Origin of the sequence: Novipirellula methanifontis (assembly GCF_052161655.1) — a bacterium.
Classification (GTDB): Bacteria; Planctomycetota; Planctomycetia; order Pirellulales; family Pirellulaceae; genus Novipirellula.
Genome location: NZ_CP197418.1, coordinates 7,662,426 through 7,687,656 on the forward strand (window position 1 = coordinate 7,662,426; position 25,231 = coordinate 7,687,656).

Below are 25,231 nucleotides of genomic sequence, written 5' to 3' on the forward strand. Positions count from 1 at the left end.
TTTCATTGAAAAATTTTCAGGAAATCGTGGCTTCATTGCAGAACACCCACTTCGCGATGCCAGAAAAGACCGTCTGCGGTTTTATCTAGTGTCAAGGAAGTTGTTGGGTCAGCAATTGTGTCGGGAACGGCAGTACTTTGTGTTGTGATGTTGGCTCTTTTTCCAAGAAAATTTAATCATGTATATGTCGCTGCGCCCTTTCTTGGGTTCTCTGGCTAAACCAAGTCTCACTCGCAGGAGAAAGCACGCTCGTCGAAGCAGTGTCCAAACGCTCGAGAAAAGAAACCTGCTTGCCGCCGTTGTGTTTGGAGAAAGGTTCCACGAGACGGTTGGGACCATTGGCGATGTGGACCACTACGAGTTTGCCGTTGCTAGCCCAGTCAAACTTTACGTCGATTCGCTTTCGACCTACGGCGATGCCTTTTGGACGCTTAGGGATTCCAAAAACGTTGTCATTGGCACTGAATTTCTGCAGTCGACTGCACCCATTTTCGACCTGGGCGTTGGCAACTACTCGCTGACTTTCGACAGTAATAGCGAAACGATTGATGCTTACTCGTTCCAATTAAGTGACGCCGGGGTGAGGACCCCTGTGACACCGGGCATTGTGACCAACGGTACATTGAATCCTGCTTCAGAAACCGATTTCTATTCATTGGCCGTCAATGCTGGTGATCGTTACAGCTTTGTCAATTTGACCGCCAGTCCGATGAATGCGACCTGGCGTTTGCTTGATCCGTTGGGACGGACCGTGTTCGATGCCGGGCTGGGATCCAGTCAGCTTAACGTTGATCTAACGATGACTGGCACCTATTCGCTGCTGATTGAAGGGAACATTTCAGACACAGGCAGTTTAGCTTACTCGTTCCTAACGAACTTCGTCAGCAACACGCCGCCGACTCCGTTCACTGGCACGCCGCTGACATTGGGGGATACGATTTCGTCGGAAATTTCCGTCATCGACGAACAGGATTCTTACACGTTCACACTGGGTGCCGACAGTCGACTCTTCTTCGATGCCCTCGCCACCGCGGGCAATATTAGTTGGACGCTCACTGGACCGGCTGGGATCGAAGTGAATGGGCGGTATTTGGAAAACGATCATTATTCTTATTCTGGTATTGAATCTTCATTAAACTTGATCGCTGGCGACTACCAGTTGGTCATCGACGGCGTCGGCGACGCAGTGGGTGCCTATTCGTTCCGTTTATCAAATCTTGCCACTGCCACGCCGCTGACGCCGGGGATTCCCGTTTCAGGCAGCCTTGATCCGGCCAGCGAAACTGATGCCTATCGGTTCAACGCAACGGCTGGCGAAAGATTCTATTTTGATTCGCAGACGGCGACTCCAGAGAATGCCTATTGGAGGCTGCTGGATCCGCTGGGCCGAGTCGTAGCCAACAACTTTCTAGGCAGCGACATGGAGCCGCCAGCATTGCCACTGAGTGGCACGTACACCTTGCTGGTCGAAGGATACTTTTACGATGTAACTCCCGTCGACTACACGTTCAATGTATTGACGGTGCCTAGTAACACAGCGACAGGCCTGACGATCGGAAACGTCGTCACCGATGCTATTTCCGTCGTCGGCGAACAGGATTCGTACACGTTCACACTGGGTGCCGACAGTCGACTCTTCTTCGATGCCCTCGCCACCGCGGGCAATATTAGTTGGACGCTCACTGGACCGGCTGGGATCGAAGTGAATGGGCGGTATTTGGAAAACGATCATTATTCTTATTCTGGTATTGAATCTTCATTAAACTTGATCGCTGGCGACTACCAGTTGGTCATCGACGGCGTCGGCGACGCAGTGGGTGCCTATTCGTTCCGTTTATCAAATCTTGCCACTGCCACGCCGCTGACGCCGGGGATTCCCGTTTCAGGCAGCCTTGATCCGGCCAGCGAAACTGATGCCTATCGGTTCAACGCAACGGCTGGCGAAAGATTCTATTTTGATTCGCAGACGGCGACTCCAGAGAATGCCTATTGGAGGCTGCTGGATCCGCTGGGCCGAGTCGTAGCCAACAACTTTCTAGGCAGCGACATGGAGCCGCCAGCATTGCCACTGAGTGGCACGTACACCTTGCTGGTCGAAGGATACTTTTACGATGTAACTCCCGTCGACTACACGTTCAATGTATTGACGGTGCCTAGTAACACAGCGACAGGCCTGACGATCGGAAACGTCGTCACCGATGCTATTTCCGTCGTCGGCGAACAGGATTCGTACACGTTCACACTGGGTGCCGCGAGCCGACTCTACTTCGATGCCCTCGCCACCGCGGGCAATATTAGTTGGACGCTCACTGGACCGGCTGGGATCGAAGTGAATGGGCGGTATTTGGAAAACGATCATTATTCTTATTCTGGTATTGAATCTTCATTAAACTTGATCGCTGGCGACTACCAGTTGGTCATCGACGGCGTCGGCGACGCAACGGGTGCCTATTCGTTCCGTTTATCAAATCTTGTCACTGCCACGCCGCTGACGCCGGGGATTCCCGTTTCAGGCAGCCTTGATCCGGCCAGCGAAACTGATGCCTATCGGTTCAACGCAACGGCTGGCGAAAGATTCTATTTTGATTCGCAGACGGCGACTCCAGAGAATGCCTATTGGAGGCTGCTGGATCCGCTGGGCCGAGTCGTAGCCAACAACTTTCTAGGCAGCGACATGGAGCCGCCAACATTGCCACTGAGTGGCACGTACACCCTGCTGGTCGAAGGATACTTTTACGATACAACTCCCGTCGACTACACGTTCAATGTATTGAATGTGCCGAGTTCACCAGCGATAGGGCTCACCCTGGGATCCGTCGTCGCTGGCGACATCTTGCTCACCGGCGAACAGGACTCGTACACGTTCACATTGGGTGCCGCGAGCCGACTCTACTTCGACTCCCTTTCAAGCGAGGGCAATATTACATGGACGCTCACCGGACCCGCTGGGATTAAAGTAAATAGCCGGTATTTGGAGAACGATTATTATGACTATGGTTACGAATCAGCACTGAGCTTGATCGCCGGCGACTACCAGTTGGTCATCGACGGCGTCGGCGACGCAACGGGTGCCTATTCCTTCAAGTTGTCAGACTTTGCATCGGCAACGGCCTTGACATCGGGTGTCGCCGTTAGCGGCGATCTGAATCCCGCGACTGAAACGGATATCTATTCGCTGGCCGTCAATGCTGGGGATAAATTTAGCTTTGCTACTGCGACTGCAAGTCCGATGAATGCGACCTGGCGTTTGCTCGATCCGTTGGGACGGACCGTCTTCAATTCAGGGCTGGGAACCAGTCAGCTTGCGGTTGATCTCACGATGACCGGCACCTATTCGCTGCTGATCGAAGGGAACATTTCAGACGCAGGCAATCTTAGTTACTCATTCCTCACAAACTTCGTTAGCAACACGCCACCGACTCCGTTCACTGGCACACCACTGACATTGGGGGATACGATTTCGTCGGAAATTTCCGTTATCGACGAACAGGATTCTTACACGTTCTCCCTGGGTGTCGACAGTCGACTCTTCTTCGATGCCCTCGCCAGTGCGGGCAGTATTAGTTGGACGCTCACTGGCCCGGCTGGAATCGAAGTGGACAGCCGGAATTTGGAAAACGATAATTATTTTTATTCTGGTATTGAATCTGCATTAGACTTGATCGCTGGCGATTACCAGTTGGTCATCGACGGCGTAGGTGACGCAGTGGGTGCCTATTCGTTCCGTTTGTCGGATCTTGCTACTGCCACGCCGCTGACGCCGGGGACTCCCGTTTCCAGCAGCCTTGATCCGGCCAGCGAAACCGATGCCTATCAGTTTAACGCAACGGCTGGCGAAAGATTCTATTTTGATTCGCAGACGGTGGCTCCAGGGTCTGCCTATTGGAGACTGCTGGATCCGTTAGGCCGAGTCGTAGCCAACAACTTCCTTGGCAGCGACGCGGAGGTCGCGGAATTGCCACTGAGCGGCACGTACACATTTCTGGTCGAAGGATACTTTTACGATGCAACTCCCGTCGACTACACATTCAATGTATTGATTGTGCCTAGTGCCCCAGCGACAGGACTGACTATCGGAAACGTCGTCACCGATGCTATTTCCGTCGTCGGCGAACGGGATTCTTACACGTTCACGCTGGGTGCCGACAGTCGACTCTTCTTCGATGCCCTCGCCAGCGCGGGCAGTATTAGTTGGACGCTCACTGGACCGGCTGGGATCGAAGTGGACAGCCGGAATTTGGAAAACGATTATTATTATTCTGGTATTGAATCTGCATTAAACTTGTTCGCTGGCGACTACCAGTTGGTCATCGATGGCGTCGGCGACGCAGTGGGTGCCTATTCGTTCCGTTTATCGGATCTTGCCACTGCCACGCCGCTGACACCAGGGACTCCTGTTTCTGGCAGCCTTGATCCGGCCAGCGAAACCGACGCCTATCGGTTTAACGCAACGGCTGGCGAAAGATTCTTTTTTGATTCGCAGACGGCGACTTCAGAGTCTGCCTATTGGAGGCTGCTCGATCCGCTAGGCCGAGTCGTAACATCCGCCGTTCTAGGCGGCGACATGGAGCCGCCGGCATTGGCACTCAATGGCACGTACACCTTGCTGGTCGAAGGATACTTTTACGATGTAACTCCCGTCGACTACACATTCAATGTATTGACGGTGCCTAGTGCCCCAGCGACAGGCCTGACTATCGGAAACGTCGTCACCGATGCTATTTCCGTCGTCGGCGAACGAGATTCTTACACGTTCACGCTGGGTGCCGACAGTCGACTCTTCTTCGATGCCCTCGCCAGCGCGGGCAGTATTAGTTGGACGCTCACTGGACCGGCGGGGATCGAAGTGGACAATCGGTATTTGGAACAAGATTATTATTATTCTGGTATCGATTCTGCATTAAACTTGATCGCTGGCGACTACCAATTGGTCATCGACGGCGTCGGCGACGCAGTGGGTGCCTATTCGTTCCGCTTATCAAATCTTGCCACTGCCACGCCGCTGACACCAGGCACTCCCGTTTCTGGCAGCCTTGATCCGGCCAGCGAAACCGATGCCTATCGGTTTAACGCAACGGCTGGCGAAAGATTCTATTTTGATTCGCAGACGGCGACTCCAGAGAATGCCTATTGGAGGCTGCTGGATCCGTTAGGCAGAGTCGTAACGTCCGCCGGTCTAGGCAGCGACATGGAGCCGCCAGCATTGCCACTGAGTGGCACGTACACCTTGCTGGTCGAAGGATACTTTTACGATGTAAGTCCCGTCGACTACACGTTCAATGTCATCGCGATTGATATCGAGCCGTCGAACACATTGTTGTTGTCCAACACAGTGCCCGAGAATGAACCCATTGGTACATTGGTCGGACTTTTGAAGACATCCGACGTGGACTCGTCCAGTATTCAAACCTATTCGTTCGTTACCGGATTGGGTGACTCGGACAATGCCCAGTTTTCAATCGTTGGACATCAACTCGTAACTGCAGCCAGCTTTAATTTCGAAGCCAAGTCGAGTTATTCGGTACGCATTCGCACTACCGACAACATCGGCGTGCAACATGACCGGGTCTTCGCTGTCAACATACTGGACGTTAACGAAGCTCCAACCAACTTGACGCTATCGCCATCGTCGATTGCCGAGAATGCTGGTACTAATACGTTGGTCGGAACATTCACGACAACGGACCCTGACGCGGCGAACACGTTCACCTATTCGTTGGTAACAGGCACCGGAAGCACGGACAACGCTGCCTTCACGATCAGTGGCAATACAATCACCGCGAAATCTAGTTTCAACTTCGAGGCAAAGAACAACTACTCCGTTCGCGTACGAACTACCGATCAAGGCGATCTAAGCTTTGAAAAAGCGTTCACGATTGACATCACGGATGTCAACGAGAATCCCACGGACCTCGCGCTATCGCCAGCGTCGGTTGCTGAGAATGCTGGTATCAATGCATTGGTCGGAACATTCACGACAACGGACCCTGACGCGGCGAACACGTTCACCTATTCGTTGGTAACGGGCACCGGAAGCACGGACAACGCTGCCTTCACGATCAGTGGCAATACATTAACGGCGAATTCTAGTTTCGATTTTGAGGGGAAGAACAGCTACTCCGTTCGCGTACGAACTACGGATCAAGGCAGTCTAAGCTTTGAAAAGGCGTTCACGATTGCCATAACGAACGTTAACGAGAATCCCACGGACCTCGCGTTATCGCCATCGTCGGTTGCTGAGAATGCTGGTCCCAATGCACTGGTCGGAGCATTCACGACAACGGATCCTGACGCCGCGAACACGTTCACCTATTCGTTGGTAGCGGGCCCCGCAAGCGCGGACAACGCAGCCTTCACGATCAGTGGCAATACAATCACCGCGAATTCCAGTCTCAACTTTGAGGGGAAGAACAGCTACTCCGTTCGCGTACGAACTACCGATCAAGGCGGTCTAAGCTTTGAAAAAGCGTTCACGATTGCCGTCACGGACGTCAATGAGAATCCCACGGACCTCGCGTTATCGCCGTCGTCGATTGCAGAGAATGCTGGAGCCAGTGCATTGGTCGGAACACTTACGACAACGGACCCTGACGCGGCGAATACGTTCACGTATTCGTTGGTAGCAGGCACCGGAAGCACGGACAACGCTGCCTTCACAATCAGTGGCAATACATTAACAGCTAACTCCAGTTTCAACTTTGAGGCGAAGAACAGCTACTCCGTTCGCGTACGAACTACCGATCAAGGCGGCCTAAGCTTTGAAAAAGCGTTCACGATTGACATCACGGATGTCAACGAAAATCCCACGGACCTTGCGTTATCGCCATCGTCGATTGCTGAGAATGCGGGTCCCAATGCACTGGTCGGAGCATTTACGACAACGGATCCTGACGCCGCGAACACGTTCACGTATTCGTTGGTAGCGGGCACCGGAAGTACAGACAACGCTGCCTTCACGATCAGTGGCAATACGCTAATCGCGAAATCTAGTTTCAACTTCGAGGCAAAGAACAACTACAGTATCCGAGTCCGCTCAACGGACCAAGGTGGGCTGAGTATTGAGCAAGCGATTACAGTCACGGTTACTGATGTGACCGATGAAACAATAAACCTGGACACGGAAAACACGGCTACGACCACGTTAGTTGGTGGATGGACCCCAAGCGTTTCGACACCTGGTTTCGAGGGCGTAAACTACGTTTACACCTTGCCAGGAACAAACTCGACTGCGACGTTTAGGCCGACAATTATGGTCGCTGGGCAGTACGAAGTATTCGTGAAATACAGTTCGCACGCCAATCGTGCGAGCAATGCCAAAGTCAGTGTGACGCACGCCGATGGGACGTTTTCGATCTTGCAAAACCAGAAGTCGGGTGGTGGTGTGTTCCATTCATTGGGGTTGTTTAATTTTGAGGCCGGCACAGCGGGATTTGTCCGCATCGACGCCGCCGGTTCCAATGGGTTCGTGACGGCAGATGCGGTTCAGTTTACATTTATCTCAGACCCCGTCGCTGTACCGTCCGCTAACCTTGCCAATCCGACTTTGGGACAAACGCTTACCGCTGCGGCGCTAAACGCAAATGGCTTTATTGACGTAACCTTCAATTCGACGGTTAGCCTGGACACGACCACGATTGTCGATGCGGCGCCCGAGTTCACTCTTTCGGGGCCTGGTGTCGGTACCGCCGTGATCGGAGGAATGGGTGTCTTGCAGTCAGGAACAACCTACCGGTATTCGTTTACAGGACAGTTTGTCCCCGGAGACGTGGCTGTGAATTTCACCGCTGGTTCGTTTGCCAACACCAATTCAACTGTCAACCCTGGCGGGCAAGAGTCGTTCACGCTGACAGACGGCATTGTGCGAATCACTCTAGATAACACAGACGCGACCCAGATTAACAATTGGGCCGTCAGCGCATCCGTCGGCGGCTACGTCGGACAAAACTACCTCTACACCAACGCGGGCGGCGCTGGGCGGTTAGTTTACACACCGAATATTCCGACGGATGGCTCCTACGAAGTGTTTGTCAATTACACAGATCACGATTCGCGAGCATCAAACGTTGCTTATGAGGTGGTCTCGCAGAATGGAAAATCGATTGTTCGCATAGATCAGCGAACGGGTGGCGGAGTGTATCAATCACTCGGCACGTTCAATTTTTTAACCGGAACATCGGGGAGCGTGACCCTGCGAGCGTGGGACGCAAATGGCGTCGTCGTTGGTGACGCCATCCAGTTCGTCCGAATGGGCAACTTAACGGATGCGCCAACGGCAACGTTAGCCAACCCTACCGATGGCTCGTCCATCGTCGTGACGACCATTAATGGTCAAAACTTTATCGATGTCACGTTCACGGACAATTCAGGAGCGGGAATTAACCCGTCAACGATCACGGATTCACAACAGGAGTTTACACTTAGTGGAACTGGCGCTGCGGGTGTGACCGTTAACGGCGCAGCGACACACGTGTCAGGTGCAACCTATCGCTATACCACGACCGGTGCTTTCTCGCCTGGAGCGGTTGACGCGGTATTTGCGGCTGGAACCTTTGCTGACCTGTCAGCGAACGCGAACATCGACACGATTGCTAGTTTTGTTGTCACCGAATCCTTCCAAGAAGAAGTGATCGTCGACAATTCCGGTCCTGGGTTTACTGTGAATGATCCAGGCTTACGCTTCTTCAGCAGTACCTCAGTGGGCGGCTTTGTCGGCTCGAACTACTTGGCCGCACAAACTGGTTCGACTGCGACCGCGACTTGGACACCAACACTGGCCAATTCAGGTCAACAGTACCAAGTCTATGTTCGCTACACGTCGCACGACTTGAGAGCGACTAACGCGAATTATGTGGTAACGCACGATGGAGGAACGACGCAAGTCGTCATTAACCAACAGAGCGGAGGTGGAATATGGGTGTTATTAGGATCCTTTAACTTAAGCAATGGTTCTGCATCCGTGAAGCTTCTAACGGAGGATGCCAACCAGTATGTTGTCGCCGATGCAGTGCGGTTCGTTTTGATGTAGTGCAGTTAAGGTCTTGGGACCACTCGCTCGCATCCGAGCCGGTGGCAATTTCTAAAATACAATATCGCTGGTTTCACTAGGCTGAAAAACAATATGCGCCCTCTAAAGTCTCCTTCGCGTTTGATCGCCCGTCGACGACTGTTATTGGAAGTACTTGAAGATCGACGGCTGCTGGCGGGCGTTTCAAACCTGACGCCGGCGACGTATGATCTGCGAAACGTTATCGACCTTGACAACACGGTGACATCATCGAGTCCGACGGCGGCGATTCAGATCGGCAGCACTTACTACTTCGCGGCCACGACCCCGACGCACGGTAGCGAGCTTTGGAAATCCGACGGCACTAACGACGGCACATCGCAAGTCATCGAGTTGGCTGACGGCAGCGATTCGTCAAATCCGCGATCGCTGTACGCTTGGAACAGCGCTCTGTATTTCATCGCCGACTACAGCTATCTCGATCCCGGTATGCCCCCGGGCGGAATTGCAGAAATTCGTACGGCTCTGTTTCGATCCGACGGCACCGAAACCGGAACGATGATCGTGCATTCATTTGATTCCATGGGCGGTGCCCCCGGCGGATCACCGGGCGGCGATTCCACAACCTTCTACTCGCTCGGATCACAGTTGTTGTTTCTGCGTCCCGACAGCATGGGGATGGGGGGGCACGAGGTATGGAAATCCAATGGCATCAGCGGCGCGAGCATGATCGCATCGATACCGGGGTCGGGATTCGGCGCGCCGGCATCCAGCGGCGCGATCCCTTCGGCGACTTTGGGTAGCGTCCTGTTGTTCAATTTGAATGTCGATTCGGCGATGGGTAGCCATCAACTTTGGCGAACTGACGGCACGGCGACCGGCACCTACATGCTGCGCGACTCCGAGATGTCGTTCGGGCCGGGTTCAATAGATTTTGACGGCTCGATTGTCACGGTCGGATCAACCGCGTACTTCGTTTCCACAAGCATGATGGAAGGTCAAGAGTTGTGGCGAACCGACGGCACTTTGTCAGGCACCGGAATAGTCGGCGAAATCGTCAGCGGCGATTCGGGCTCGCAAATCGGATCGATGGTGGCGTTTCAAAACCAATTGTATTTCACTGCCAATGATTTGAACCCATCCATGCCGGGCCCCGCGACCGGACGCGAACTGTATCGCACCGATCCGACGACCAACGCGATCACTCGCATCACCGACATCGTACCGAGCTACGGCGATGGCGTTCATGGAACCTTGTTCGCTTGGCAAGGCCATTTGTACTTTGCCGGCGGCGATGGCGGATCGGGCGATGGCATCGAATTGTGGAAGAGCGATGGTACGGCCCTTGGCACTTCGCAAGTCGCCGACATCGCTCCGGGCATTTCCGGCTTCTATCCCGCTTCGTCGATTCCTCATGCGTTCTATGATCTGGGCAGCCGACTGGTGTTTCGCACTATCGATTACGGCGCGTTGCCGGGGCAATTGTGGTCGACCGACGGGACGGCCGTGGGAACGATTCAACTGACCACAACCGCGACTCAGCAAATTCGCGTCGCCGGCAATCGCGTGTTTTTTACTGCGACGACGGGCGCAAGCGGCAGCGAATTGTGGGTTAGCGACGGGACGGCGGCCGGCACGGCGATGGTCAAGGATTTGAATCCCGGCACCGCCGGCAGTGCGATCACAATGCTGGCCGCGACATCGACGGGCGTGATCTTTCAGGGAAGTAACCCGAGCGTCGGTGTCGAATTGGGCATCAGCGACGGCACCGCATCGGGCACTCGTTTGATCGACGTGGCTCGAGGCACTCCGGCGGCCAACATTCGCAAGGTATTGAAAGTCGGCAATGACTTTTATATTTCCACTGGTTTCACCAGCCCCACATTTACTGACAAACTCTATCGCACCAATGCGGTCACCGGTGTCACCACGCTTTTGAAGTCATTCTCGCCCGGCAATGGACCGACCGAGTTGGCGTTTGGCAACGGAGTCGTCTATTTCGCGGCCGAAGGATCATCGGCCCAAGGTCGCGAACTTTGGCTAACCGACGGCACTGTGGCCGGCACCAAACTCAGTAAAGACATTCGCACCGGGGCGACCGGCAGCGATCCACGCAAGCTGACTTCGTTTGACGATCGCGTGTTCTTTGTCGTTGATGGAGCCAGCGGTTTCGAAGAGCTGTGGGTGACCAACGGCGGCGACATCTCGCCGGCGAATTACGTTGCCCAGTTCAATACGGCCGGCGACGATGGAGACATCGAGTCGATCACGCCCGTCGGCGAACGTTTGTATGTGATCGCAGGTGATCAATTGCATCGTTTCAATCGCAGCGTCAACGGCGGCACGACAAAAGTCACCTTGGGGGCCACTCGTCAGCGTACGGTCATGCCTTGGAACAACATCGCCTACTTTGCCGGTTACGATCCCGCGCATGGCGACGAATTGTGGCGAACCGACGGAACCGTCGGCGGAACGTACTTGCTCAAGGATTTGTTGCCGGGGCCGGAAAGCTCGTATCCAGGTGGCGGCGTCGCGACTTCAGGCGTGTCAACTCAAGATCAGGGGACGGGATCGGATATCGAATCCAAATTGATCTTTGGTGCCCACGTCAGCACCAACAGTTATCAATTGTGGTCGACCGACGGCACATCGGCAGGCACCAAGGCGTTGACGTCGGTGTTCGAAGATGATGGGCTGGGCAATGTCAATGCTCTGGCACCGATCAGTCTGGTTGCGCTGGGCGACAAAGTTCTTTTCGAAGGCTATTCGCCCGGTGCGGGTCGCGAATTATGGGTCAGCAGCGGAACCGTCGCAGGCACCGGGTTGCTAGCCGATCTGCGGCCTGGGGTAACGCCCGATCCGAACGATCCGTTTGCCGGCAACGTGTTCGTGAATATGCGAGAGATGACATCCGTCGGCGAGCTAGCTTTCTTTCGAACCACCGATCCGGTGCATGGCAGCGAATTGTGGGTCACCGATGGCACCACCGCCGGATCACGTCTGGCGGTGGACATCATGGCGGGAACCGCTAGCGGCAGTCCAACCAACTTGCTGGCCGACAACGGGCGACTGTATCTGACCGCCGACACGCTCGATTACGGTGTCACCACCAGCCAACTAGGCGGTGGCGAACTGTTCTATGTCAACCAATCGCCGCGAATCACGCCGCTGACAACAGTCGGAACGGTGAACACCATGTCGAGCATTCCGTTGACCGCAGTGGATCGCGACGGCGACACGGTAACGCTGGAGATCGCCTCGCAACCCGCCAACGGGACGGCGACGATCGTGGGTGGAGTGCTGCACTACACGCCCAACACCGGTTTCGTCGGACTCGATAGTTTGACCTATCGCGCCTTTGACGGCTCGTTGGTTTCGGCCGCCGCGACGGTGAAAATCAACGTGCAATCGGCCCCCTACACCGCTTCGTTCGCATCGGCCACGACCAGTGTGATTGAACAAAATGGCCAAGTGCAAATCACGGTCAACTTGGATCGCATCGCCACCCAACCGGTGATCGTTCCGTATTCGATCAGCGGCGATACTGAAAATCTAGTCGGCTCGTATAGCGGCGGCGACCTTTACATCGCCGCCAACCAAAGTTCGGGTGTCATCACGCTCTCGTTGCAAGAAGATTCGCGATACGAGGTCAACCCGGACCTCCTGGTCATCACGCTGGACGACGCCGGATTTGTAAACTTGGGAGCAATCGCTGCGCACACGCTGTCGATCACCGACAACGACTCGATCCCCACGATTCGATTCGACCGGTTCACTTCCAGTGTGACGGAGTCGGACATCTCAACGTCGATCGATGTGATTTTGTCGGGCCCCAGCGAAGCGGTTGTGACGACCAACGTTTCCATCAGTCAAGCACTCGGCGCGATCGCCGGAGTCGACTTTATCGTCCCATCGCTCAACACGCTCACCTTCTTGCCCGGGCAAATCCGCAAGACACTGCCGATTCGCATCGTGCAAGACAGCGTGGCCGAAAATCGCGAATTGATTATCGCCGACTTAACCACGATTGTCGGAGCGACGCTGGCCAGCGAGTACAACTCGTGGAAACATTTGTTGTGGATCGACGACGACGACACATCGGTAGTCAGCGTCACGCCCGAGTATCAGTACACTGGCGAAGGTGAAACCGCGACGATCACGGCCAAGCGAACAGGCGGAAATCTGTCGACGTCCTTGGTGATTCCGTTCACTTACTATGCCCGCGGTGCGACCTTTGGCGTCGACTATACCGCCAACCAGGCCCTGCCCCAGTTCACGTTCGCGCCCGGCAACGACACGGCGCAGGTTTCGTTCACGCTTGTCGACGATACGTTGGATGAAAACTACGAAGCGTTTGAGGTTATCTTGACGCCCGGATCGTACACGTTGTCCGGTAGCGGTTCGGGATGGGTGGTCATCGGCGACAACGATTCATCCACTCCGGCGATTTCACTTGCGTCCTCAAGTGTTTCCGAGCGTGCGATCGGATCGACCAATCGCAAGGTCGACGTGATCGTGACCTTGTCGAATCCATCGGTGGATACCGTGACGGTGCCAATTCGGGTCAGCAATGAAAGCGGCAAGGGCACCGCAAAATTGAACACCGACTTTCAGTTCAACACGGCAAATTTTGTCTTTGCACCGGGCGTCACCGAGATGCGACGTGCCGTCACGATCATCGACGATTTGGACGTCGAACCCAACGAAACGATTCGCTTCACGCTGGGCAATTCGTTGTTCACCGGCCCGTTGTGGCAAGACAAACAATCGGTAGAACTGACGATCGAGGACGACGAATTTAATTCCCGAATCATCGGACCATCCACGGTCAGTGAAAACATCGGCTCGTTCACGTTCAAAGTCACCAAAGAAACCAATAACAATATTTCGGGTGACGTGAGCATCCGAGTCGGCGGCAGCGCGCTGCTTTACGGCAGCCAGCGTGACGTTTCGATTGCGTCACTTAACGGCACGTTCTTGCAAGTCAGCTTCGGTACGGCGCAGAAGGAACGCGAGTTCACGGTAAATGTCGTCAACGACGCTAAGGTCGAAGGCCCCGAAACGTTGGTCTTCGAAGTTGGTCGAAACTTTGGATCGCAATTTAAAGTCTTGTCGACTCACACGGTCACGATCGCTGATGACGACCGCCGCCCCTCCGTCTCCTTCGGTCCCACCGGCGGATTCGGCTTGACGGAGACCACGACCGTCAAGATTCCGGTGAAGTTGAGCGCCCCCCTTACGGAACCCGCCAAGGTATATTTCCGGCTTGATGGCGACGCCCGTCAGGGCGTCGATTATCGTTTGGAAGGCGTTAGGCCCGGAACGCTTGCGATCGATTTGGGAGTCGGCCAAGACACGGGTTATGTGACCATTCAGCCACTGCCTCAATCCGGTGCTACGGCTGACAAGAGGGTTGATGTCGTGATCGTTGGAGCACTGGCAATCGATATTCCCTCAAACCCGCCCAAGTCGTCGCACGTCATCTTAGGGAATAAAACGAAGACGACCCCCAAGGTCAGTATTCCGAGTTCAACCAACTACAATCCCATGGCCGGAGGCCTAGCGATTGGTGAATATATTTCCCTCGGGGGGACGACAACTAATATCGCTTCCAGCGGCGAGCCGGTTGTTACAATAACAACCACAAATGCAGAAACGTTCACGCCCTTCACGATAGCGCTCGCGATTGGCCAACAAGGCTTGCTCGAAGGCAGCACAGCGTTTTTTGACGCCAATTTCAACGGAGTCCGAGACTTCATCGATCTAGACGAAGACGGCAGGCGCGACGAAGATGAACCGTTGGAACCCCAAGCGGACACGAACCTGGACGGCAGTTTTGCGATCGCGATGATTTCCGAGTTGGATCGCAATCAAGACGGTGTGATCGACTCGACCGAAGGACGGATCGTAGTCACTGGCGGCGTCGACACGTCCACCGGTTTGCCTTGGGAATTGCCGCTATCAGCCACCACCGGCAACTACATCGTGACTCCGTTGTCAACTTTGGTTGAAAACTATGCGCGTCGATACAATCAAACGCCTCAGCAAGCGAGCGAGCGAGTTCAGCAAGCGCTTCGCATCGAAGGCTTTGATTTCTCACTATCGGATCCGATCGCTCGATTGTTGGCCGGTGATGGAGTGGCCAAACAGGTGTATGTGCAACTGGCCCAAGTGTCCAGTTTATTGATCTTACTGGGACGTTTTGCCGAAGGTGCCAGCGGCGAGAGCTTTGCTGGCTTGTCACAATTAGTGACCAACGCCTTGGTGGACCGTTTGGCACCCAGCGGTTCGGTGCTCGATTTGACTGACGCTTCGCTAGTTCGCGCAGTGGCAAATTCGGTCAACCAATCGCTCGTCACGCCGATCCCCGCCGCGACGATCAATGACATCTCGACGCTGATCGCCGAGCGGCTTGGAGATTTGCAGTCGCTCGCCTCGACAACCTTTGCCAGCGAGCAAGCGTTCCTCGAAGAACTCACTCGGTACAAAAAGACCCTGCACGGATCGATGGCCAGCGACGTGCGTGATGTCGGCAGTGGTGCGAAAACCAGTGCCGAAGTCGCGACCACCTACGCCACATCGCAAATCGCGGGACTCGCCGCCACGCAAACGATCGGTCAAGTGGTTCCCACCATGATCACTCTGGGGGACGCCGCGATCATCGAAGGCACCGATGGAGAAACCAATGTCATGCGTTTTGAAGTCGCATTAACGGGCGATCACACGTCCCAAGTCTCCGTCGCGTTTGCCACTCGCGACTATTCGGCCACTGCCGGCATCGACTATGGCGCGGTCTCAGGCGTTTTGACTTGGCCCGCAGGCGACAACACCAGCCGCTTTGTCGACGTGACGGTGCATGGCGATTCGGCGTTCGAAGTTGACGAGTTGCTGGTGCTGGGGCTCGAAAACGCGACCGACGCCGTTATTCGACGGGCCGCAGGATATGGTTACATCCTCAACGACGACACGGGGACACACACCATCACGTCCACGGCCCCGTCTGAAACTTCGATCGCTCATTCACGCGAAAGTTTGTCAGTCAGTACCGATCAAAGCGTAGTGACCGACGGTTACTTCACAAGGCCAACGTCGCTGAGCATCGTCGGCGCTGTGGACCAACCCAACACGACGATCGTCAATTTCGGTTCGGCCAGCTATCGCGGCGATCACTACACGATCCAAGGCGGCACTCAAGCCGACTCGTTGCGTTTGGCCGGTGGCCAGTTCAGCCGGCTGGCTGTGCGGCCGACAATCAATTCGCAAACCCTCACCGCGATCACGCCTGACAACACCGCGATCGTCATGGACACAGTGTCCGTCGAAAGTTCCGTTGCCGAAGTTTCGTCGGTTGAAACGGTCGAGGTCTACATTCCATCGTCGGTGACAACCGTGATCGTTGATGATGCCGATGGGGTCGAAACCGGATTGATGCGAGTGCGCAGCGTCTCGGGCGAGTTCCTGCCGATCGTGTTTACCAATCCAACGGTCGGAATCAAGATTGTCACCATCAATCCCGCACTTGTCATTCAGCGACCGAGCACGGATTCGTTGTTCGTCGGCACTGTGACATTGGACCTGATATCGACCAGTTTGACGCTGGATACCGAAAATACATCGACAACAACGTTAATTGGTGGATGGAGCCCGAGCGTTTCGACACCTGGTTTCGAGGGCGCAAACTATCTCTATACAACGCCTGGATCGAACTCGACCGCGACGTTTACACCGACGATTGCAATCGCGGGTCAGTACGAAGTGTTCATGAAATACAGTTCACACGCCAATCGTGCGAGCAATGCCAAAGTCAGTGTGACGCATGCCGATGGGACGTTTGCCATCTTGCAAAACCAGAAAACGGGTGGAGGTGTGTTCCAGTCCTTGGGCCTATTCAATTTTGAGACCGGCACTGCTGGCCATGTCAGTATCAACGGTGCTGGCTCAAACGGGTATGTGACTGCTGATGCGGTACGATTGGTGCGGATCGGAGATACCGTCTCCGCTCCGTCTGCTAGCCTAGCCAATCCGACTTCCGGACAGAGGCTCACCGATGCGGCGCTGAACGCAAACGGTTTCATTGAGGTGACCTTCAATTCGACGGTTAGCCTGGACACGAGCACGATTGTCGACGCGGCGCCCGAGTTCACTCTTTCGGGTCCTGGTGTCGGCACCGCCGTCATCAATGGAAATGGTGTCTTGCAGTCAGGTACGACGTACCGGTATGCCTTTTCCGGACAGTTTGTTCCTGGTGACGTGGTCGTGAATTTCATCGCTGGCGCGTTCGCCAACACCAGTGCAAGCGGCAACCTTGCCGGGCAAGAGTCGTTCACGCTCACAGACGGCATTGTACGAATTACTTTGGACAATACCGACGCGACGCAAATCAACCATTGGGCCGTCAGCACTGCCATCGCAGGCTACGTCGGACCGAATTACCTCTACAACAACGCCGGTGGGGCTGGACGGTTAGTTTACACACCGACCATTCCGACGGACGGCTTCTACGAAGTGTTTGTCAATTACACAGGTGGCAGTTCGCGGGCCTCTAACGCTGCTTATGAAGTGGTCTCACAAAATGGAACGTCGGTCGTACGCGTGGATCAACGCACCGGTGGGGGAGTGTATCAATCGCTCGGCACGTTCAATTTCCTGGCTGGCACGTCGGGCAGCGTGACGCTACGAGCGTCCGATGCAAATGGCTTCGTCGTTGGTGATGCGGTGCAGTTTGTTCGAGTCGGCAACACAACCGGTACACCGACTGCGACCCTTGCTGATCCCGTCGCCGGTGCCTCAATCGTAGTGACGGCAATCAATGGTCGTGACTACCTCGATGTCACCTTTAGCGTCAATTCGGGAGCAAGTCTCAATGTTTCGACGATCACTGACGCACAGCAAGAGTTTACGCTTAGTGGAGCCGGCGCTGCCGGGGTGACTGTTAACGGAGAACCGACACTCGTTTCAGGTACAACCTACCGCTACGCCACGACCGGTGATTTTTCGCCTGGAGCGGTGGACGCAGTATTTGCCGCAGGAACGTTTGCTGACCAGTCAGGGAACGCAAACATCGATTCGATCGAGAGTTTTGTTGTCGCTGAAGATTTGCAAGAAGAAGTGATCGTCGATAATTCCGGTCCTGGGTTTACGTTAAGTGGTCCAAGCTCACAGTTTTTCAGCAGTAGCTCGGTGGGCGGTTTTGTCGGCTCGAACTACTTAGCCGCACAAACCGGTTCGACTGCGACCGCGACTTGGACACCGACACTGGCACATTCAGGTCAACAGTACCAAGTCTATGTTCGCTACACGTCGCACGCATTGCGAGCAACCAACGCGACTTACGTGGTAACGCACAACGGAGGAACGACGCAAGTCATCGTAAACCAAAAGAGCGGAGGTGGAACATGGGTGCTATTAGGAACATTCATGCTCACCAATGGCACTGCGTCGGTGCAGCTCCTAACACAGGATGCCAACCAGTATGTTGTCGCCGATGCCGTGCGGTTCGTTTTGATGTAGGAGGCATCCTCATCACAGTCGTCAAACGGTTACTGCCAAGGTAACCGTGGCAAGATCTAGTACTTCATATACAAACGTGGCAATGAGTTGAGTTTCGATACGCCGGTCTATATCGGGACAATTCCTTAGTGACGACTTTTGAGCTTGAAAATACCGTGCCATCGCCGTCGTATCTCGGCATGTTGATTCGACAAAAGTTACTTGTGTACGTTTGGCGAAACACGCCTCGCCTGAATTCCGCTGTGAAGGGTCCCTAAACGAACAGTGAATTGCTTTCTCTTTTCGCTGCAATTATTGGGAAAATCTCGGGTTATGACGACAAGAAATGGATCGGTTTGCCAGCTCGAAGACTCGTGCGCGGATGAACACCTGTTTCTATCTCGGGATTGGTGAAATCTTCCGATTGTGGCGGTAAAAACGATGGTACTGCGACACTCACGGCATTACGATCAGATTATAGCAACATGGGGGGGGCGATTCTCGCCATATTGATACCGAGCATGGTACGAGCTCGGACGCCGTTCGGCGTGTCCAACATCCTTTTCGGTTTTGAAATCTGAACATGCTCCACAAACACAAATCCAAAACCGTTAAACGCAGTGTCTCTAAGCGACGCCGACGCTTGCTATGTGAAAAGTTGGAAAATCGCCGCTTGCTGGCGGCGACCACCTTCTGGACCGACGGCTTTGAAACGGCCGGGCCAACTCTGGGTAGTGGAATACGCGGCACGAACTATGCAGGCCCAGAAGGTGTTGTTGTCAGCCCTGACCGTTACTTCTTTCCGAGCACGTCAAACGGACCAACCGGTTCGGAAGGGCAGACAGAGGTGTTCTCAAATATCACCGGCCTCCGCCATTGGCGCAGTGAGCGAACCGGTACGCCGCAACCTGGTAGCGGCGGAAGCCCGGCAGAGGGCATCGTGAACTGGACCGGGATCGATATCGCTGGAAAATCCTCACTGAAGTTCAACGGATGGTTCGGTGCCAATGAAACAGCCAGCCGATGGGAAAATGGCGACTTTGTTCGAGTCGAGGCACAGATCGACGCTCAGCCATCTGTGACTCTGATTGAGTTTGTTGCACCGACAAGTGGTAGCGGTCTGATGACCCGCGTATCCGGTGGCTCGGAACAATTGGTCAACGCGTTTCAGCACTTTCAGGATCTTGTGATTCCAGGGTCCGGGAACCTGCTGAACCTCACGGTCACCGTGCATGGTGACGGCAACTCGGAGGAAATCGGGTTTGATCAGTTTACACTGACTGAAGAAATTGCCGGTGTCCCGGACATCGAGGTACGGGGCATTGGCAACAATGAAATCCTTGATGGGGACGTCAGCCCCAGCGCCACAGACGGCACCGACTTTGGCAATGTGTCGGTGACGGACCCGGCAATCCAGAATAGAACATTTACAATTAATAACATCGGAGATGGCCCGCTGGCCATCAGCAGTGTCACCACCACGAATTCAGATTTCACGATCACTGCAAATCCGGCTTCGCCAGTTGTTGCGACCACTGGCACGACGACGTTTCAAGTCACATTTAACCCATCCGCGTTCGGCACGCGAACAGCGACGGTCAACATCGTCAGCGACGATCCAGACGAAACCACATTTAACTTTGACGTTTCAGGATTTTCCGGCCCGGAAATCGACGTCCAGAGTAATGGCAATTCCATCGCCGACGGCGACACCACGCCGGTCGCCGCCGACAACACCGATTTCGGCGCTGTCAGTGCCAACGCCGGCATGGTGGAACATACATTTACGATTCTGAACACGGGAATCGACGCGTTGACTCCGGGTATCGTGACGGTAAGCGGATCGGACTTCACGGTCACCGCACAACCGGCGACCACTGTCGCACCTGCGGGCTCGACAACGTTTAAGATCAAATTTGACCCGTCGGTTGTTGGCGTTGTCACGGGAACCGTTTCCATTCCAAACAACGATCCCGACGAGGCCCCCTACGACTTTACCATTCAGGGTCGTGGCCGAGGAGTCACATTCTGGACGGACGGTTTTGAAGATGGAATTCATCCGACCGAAGGCACACGCATCACCCCGCTCACCGGAGACTCCGAGGGCGTGATCAACGGTAGCGGTGATTATTTCGGACGCACCGATGACACAGGTTCCGGTCCCACGGCGGACTTTGACGAAGTGTTCACCATCCAGGGAGCAAAATACTGGCGCAGTGAACGTACGGGCAACGGCACGACCACTTTCGAAGAAGTCATCAACTGGAACGGTATTGACATCACCGGTCGTACAGGTCTGCAGTTCGGTGGTTTCTTTGGTGCCTCCGACGACGGGTTCCGGTTTGAAAATCCGGACCTGATTCGGGTGGAAGCACGCATCGATAGTACCCTCCCTGGCGATTTCGTCGAAGTTCTGGAATTCGGTACACAGACGGCCTCCGGCAACTCTCATTTGGGCCTCGATACAACCGGCGATGGACGCGGCGACGGTACTGTGCTTGATAACACACTGAGGGAATTTCTGGGAACCATTGGCGGCACCGGCGCCTCGCTCGATCTGCGCATTACTGTTCGCGGTGACGGCAACAATCAGGAAATTGCTTTTGATCAATTCATCTTGGAGTCCGACGTGGCTCTGGCACCTGAGATGGAAGTTCGGGGCGGTGGATTGGTCATTGCCGATGGCGACACGACACCAGCCACAAACGACGGCACCCATTTCGGTAATGTGAGTCTGGCGGCGACGGCGGTGAAGACCTTCACCATCAACAACGTCGGCACAGAAGTCTTGAATCTGATCGGTGCCTCACCGTTTGTCGCAATCGGCGGAACGAATCCAGGCGACTTCAGTGTGACCCAGATCCCCAGTGCTTCACTGGCTGCGGGCACCGGAACCACCTCGTTCCAGATCACGTTCGATCCGCAAGCATCCGGTCTGAGAACAGCGACGCTCACCATTGCCAACGATGACGCGGACGAGAATCCATACAACTTCAGCATTCAGGGGTTCGCGGGTGCCGAAATGGATATTTCTGGCTTGACCAATTCCATCGCCAGCGGTGATACGACGCCGGATGTTGCCGACGACACCTACTTTGGAGCAGTCAACACGGTCGCAGGAACAGTAGTCCACACCTTCACCATTTCCAATACCGGTGCGGACCCGTTAACTCTCACTGGTGCGTCACCATTTGTCACCATCGGCGGGACGAACGCCTCTGATTTCACCGTCACCGCCATTCCGTCGGCATCGATCGCGGCAAACACCGGAACAACCACATTCCAAATCACTTTCGATCCGAGTCTGACCGGAGTTCGAAATGCTATCGTGTCGATTGCGAATGACGATGCGGACGAGAATCCCTACACGTTTGCGATCCAGGGTATTGGCGAGGGGATCAACTTCTGGACCGACAATTTTGAAGGCACGGGGCCGACGACGGGAGACCGCGACGCTCCGAATCACGCCAATAAAGATGACGGGACCATTCGCGCACCCAACCAGTACTTCGTGCGAACATCCGTGACTGGCGGCGGTGCCAACGGATTCAATCAAACATTCACTAACATTCAGGACGGCACCTACTGGCGCGCCGAAGACGTGGGCAGTGGTGGCGGTGTGAACCCAGACGTGATCAACTGGACCGGAATCAACATTACCGGCAGGAGCGAATTGCTGTTCAGTGGTTTCTTTGGAGCAACCGAGGATGTGTCTCGGTTTGAACCTGACGACTTCATTCTGATTGAGGCAAAGATTGACGCAGGCCCCTTCGTGAAGGTCCTGGAATTTCAGGCTCAGAATGCCGCAGGCAACAGCAGCATGGCTCAGGACACGAATTTTGACGGCCTCGGTGACGGTTCGCTATTGGGGCTGAATTTGTCCCGATTCTACGGATCCATCGCCGGTTTGGGCTCGAATCTGGATCTGAGAATTACGGTCTCGTCCGGGAACGAAGAGGAAATCGCCTTCGACCAATTCACACTGGAATCAGGTGCGCTACCGAAAGTCAATCTGGTACTGAGTTCCAACAGCGGCACCGAAGCCCTCGGCACCGTTGTCACTGCGACCGCCCAGACCGACAAGCCAGTGGTCGGAAATCAAACCGTCACTGTTGGGGTTACTGGCACGGGCATCACTGCTGGCGACTTTGCTCTGTCGAACACGACGATCACAATCCTGGACGGCCAGACCACCGGGAGTGTCACGTTCACGGTTCAGGATGACAACGTTGTCGAAGCGTTGGAGACCGCGACACTGACGATTTCAAACCCTTCAGTCGGCCTCACGCTGGGCCCCAACAGCTTTGACTCCATCGTCATCACCGACAATGACAAGCTTTGGATCAACGAGTTTCATTATGAAGACTCCGCCGGTGATCTAAATGAGTTTATCGAAGTCGCCGGCACCGCTGGTGTTGATCTGGCAGGTTGGACGATTGTCCATTATGACGGCAATGCCGGAACTGTGATCCGCACGATCAACCTCAGCGGCGTGATCGACAATGAAGGCGGCACTGGATTCGGTGCATTGGACTTTAGCGGTGAACCGGCTGGGTTCGACAACGGAAACGATGGTTTCGCTTTAGTCAATCCGCAAGGTAATGTACTTGAATTCTTCAGCTACGAAGGAACCTTTGATGCGACTGCGGGGCCTGCGGTCGGTCTCCCCGCCGTCGATGTTGGTGCACTTGTCCTTGAATCAGGCACGACGACGCAGGGCTTGTCTTTGCAACGCGACAATACTGTTCCAGGAACTCCTGGCGATTGGTATGGCCCCTCTGATGACTCGCCAGGAACGCTCAATGTTCTTCTGACGCCGGATACAGAAAACACAATCGGTTCAACGTTGGCTGGTGGCTGGAATCCAAGCACATCCGTGCCTGGTTTTGATGGAGCCAACTATGTCTACGCAAAGCCTGGATCAAACTCTTTGGCCACGTTTAGGCCGACCATTGGATCGGCCGGTCAATACGAGGTGTTTGTCAAATACAGTTCACACGCAAATCGTGCGTCAAATGTTTCGGTTAGCGTCGTTCATGCCGACGGTACGTTTGCAACGACTCAAGATCAAAGGACTGGTGGCGGCGTATTCCAATCGTTGGGGCTGTTCAATTTCTCCGTCGGGACGAGCGGCAAAGTCGTTGTTAATGCTGCAGGCTCGAACGGCATTGTCACTGCCGATTCGGTTCAATTTGTGCGTGTGGGTAACGAAGTCGCCGCACCATCGTCGAACCTTGCCAGTCCGACCGACGGTCAATCGTTGACATCGGTGGCGCTCAATGCAAACGGGTTCATTGACGTGACTTTTAACTCAACAGTCGGCTTGGACACGGCAACCGTTGTCGACGCCGGCGACGAGTTCACGATTTCAGGATCGGGTGTTGGCACAGCCGTTGTCAATGGCGTGGGCGTCCTACAGTCAGGAACGACGTACCGCTACTCGTTTACCGGATCGTTTGTCCCCGGCGATGTCATTGTGGATTTCACTGCCGGATCGTTTGCCGACCTTAACACCACGGGCAACCTTGCCTCGCAAGAGTCGTTCACACTGATCGACGGAGCTGTGCGAATTTCTTTGGACAATGCCGATGCCGTCCGAGTCAACCAGTGGTCCATCAGCTCATCCACGGTTGGCTATGTTGGCTTCGACTATTTGTACACGATCCCCGGTGGCGCGGGACGGTTGACTTACACACCAACCATTCCTTTGGATGGTCTCTATGAAGTGTTCGCCAACTACACAGACGGTTCTTCGAGAGCTTCGAATGCTGCCTACGAAGTCGTTTCACAGAATGGAACTTCGCTCGTGCGTGTAGATCAACGCACCGGTGGGGGAGTGTATCAATCACTCGGCACGTTCAATTTCCTGGCTGGCACATCGGGCAGCGTGACGCTACGAGCGTCGGATGCAAATGGCTTCGTCGTTGGTGATGCGGTGCAGTTTGTTCGAGTCGGCAACACAACCGGTGCACCGACGGCGACCCTTGTTGATCCCATTGCCGGTGCCTCAATCGTGGTGACGGCAATCAATGGTCGTGACTACCTCGATGTCACCTTTAGCGTCAATTCAGGAGCAAGTCTCGATGTTTCGACGATCACCGACGCACAGCCAGAGTTTACGCTTAGTGGAGCCGGCGCTGCCGGGGTGACTGTTAACGGAGAACCGACACTCGTCTCAGGCACAACCTACCGCTACGCCACGAACGGTGATTTTTCGCCTGGAGCAGTTGACGCAGTATTTGCAGCAGGAACGTTTGCGGACCAGTCAGCGAATACGAACATCGATTCGATCGAGAGTTTTGTTGTTGCGGAAGACTTGCAAGAAGAAGTAATTGTCGACAATTCCAGTCCTGGGTTTATTGTGAATGATCCAAGCTCACGCTTTTTCAGCAGTACCTCAGTGGGCGGCTTTGTCGGATCGAATTACTTAGCTGCACAAACCGGTTCGACAGCGACCGCGACTTGGACACCGACACTTGTCAATTCAGGCCAACCGTACCAAGTGTATGTTCGCTACACGTCGCACGAACTGCGAGCGACCAACGCGACTTACGTGGTAACGCACAACGGAGGAACGACGCAAGTCGTCGTTAACCAAACGAGCGGAGGTGGAACATGGGTGCTATTAGGAACATTCACGCTCACCAATGGCACTGCGTCGGTGCAGCTCCTGACACAGGATGCCAACCAGTATGTTGTCGCCGATGCTGTGCGGTTCGTTTTCGATTAACGCTCGAG

3 protein-coding genes are annotated in these 25,231 nt (G+C 54.7%); all 3 read left to right on the forward strand.

Annotation, left to right across the window (positions count from 1 at the left end; translation table 11 throughout):
* The first annotated feature begins 178 nt into the window (after positions 1–178).
* Complete coding sequence (locus SH528x_RS27345) at positions 179–9,025, forward strand: golvesin C-terminal-like domain-containing protein (protein WP_442506615.1); 8,847 nt, start codon at positions 179–181, stop codon at positions 9,023–9,025.
* Positions 9,026–9,118: 93 nt separating this feature from the next.
* The gene (locus SH528x_RS27350; protein ID WP_442506616.1) at positions 9,119–18,514 is read left to right on the forward strand and encodes an ELWxxDGT repeat protein; all 9,396 of its coding nucleotides are present in this window, start codon (positions 9,119–9,121) and stop codon (positions 18,512–18,514) included.
* Between the two features lie 562 nt (positions 18,515–19,076).
* Positions 19,077–25,223: a golvesin C-terminal-like domain-containing protein gene (locus SH528x_RS27355; RefSeq protein ID WP_442506617.1), complete on the forward strand. Its 6,147-nt coding sequence runs from the start codon at positions 19,077–19,079 to the stop codon at positions 25,221–25,223.
* The last annotated feature ends 8 nt before the right edge of the window (positions 25,224–25,231 follow it).

Bases quoted from the DNA above. Each gene is read 5' to 3' on its own strand.
- SH528x_RS27345 (WP_442506615.1), top strand. From the start codon at position 179: ATGTATATGTCGCTGCGCCCTTTCTTGGGTTCTCTGGCTAAACCAAGT.
- SH528x_RS27350 (WP_442506616.1), top strand. From the start codon at position 9,119: ATGCGCCCTCTAAAGTCTCCTTCGCGTTTGATCGCCCGTCGACGACTG.
- SH528x_RS27355 (WP_442506617.1), top strand. From the start codon at position 19,077: ATGCTCCACAAACACAAATCCAAAACCGTTAAACGCAGTGTCTCTAAG.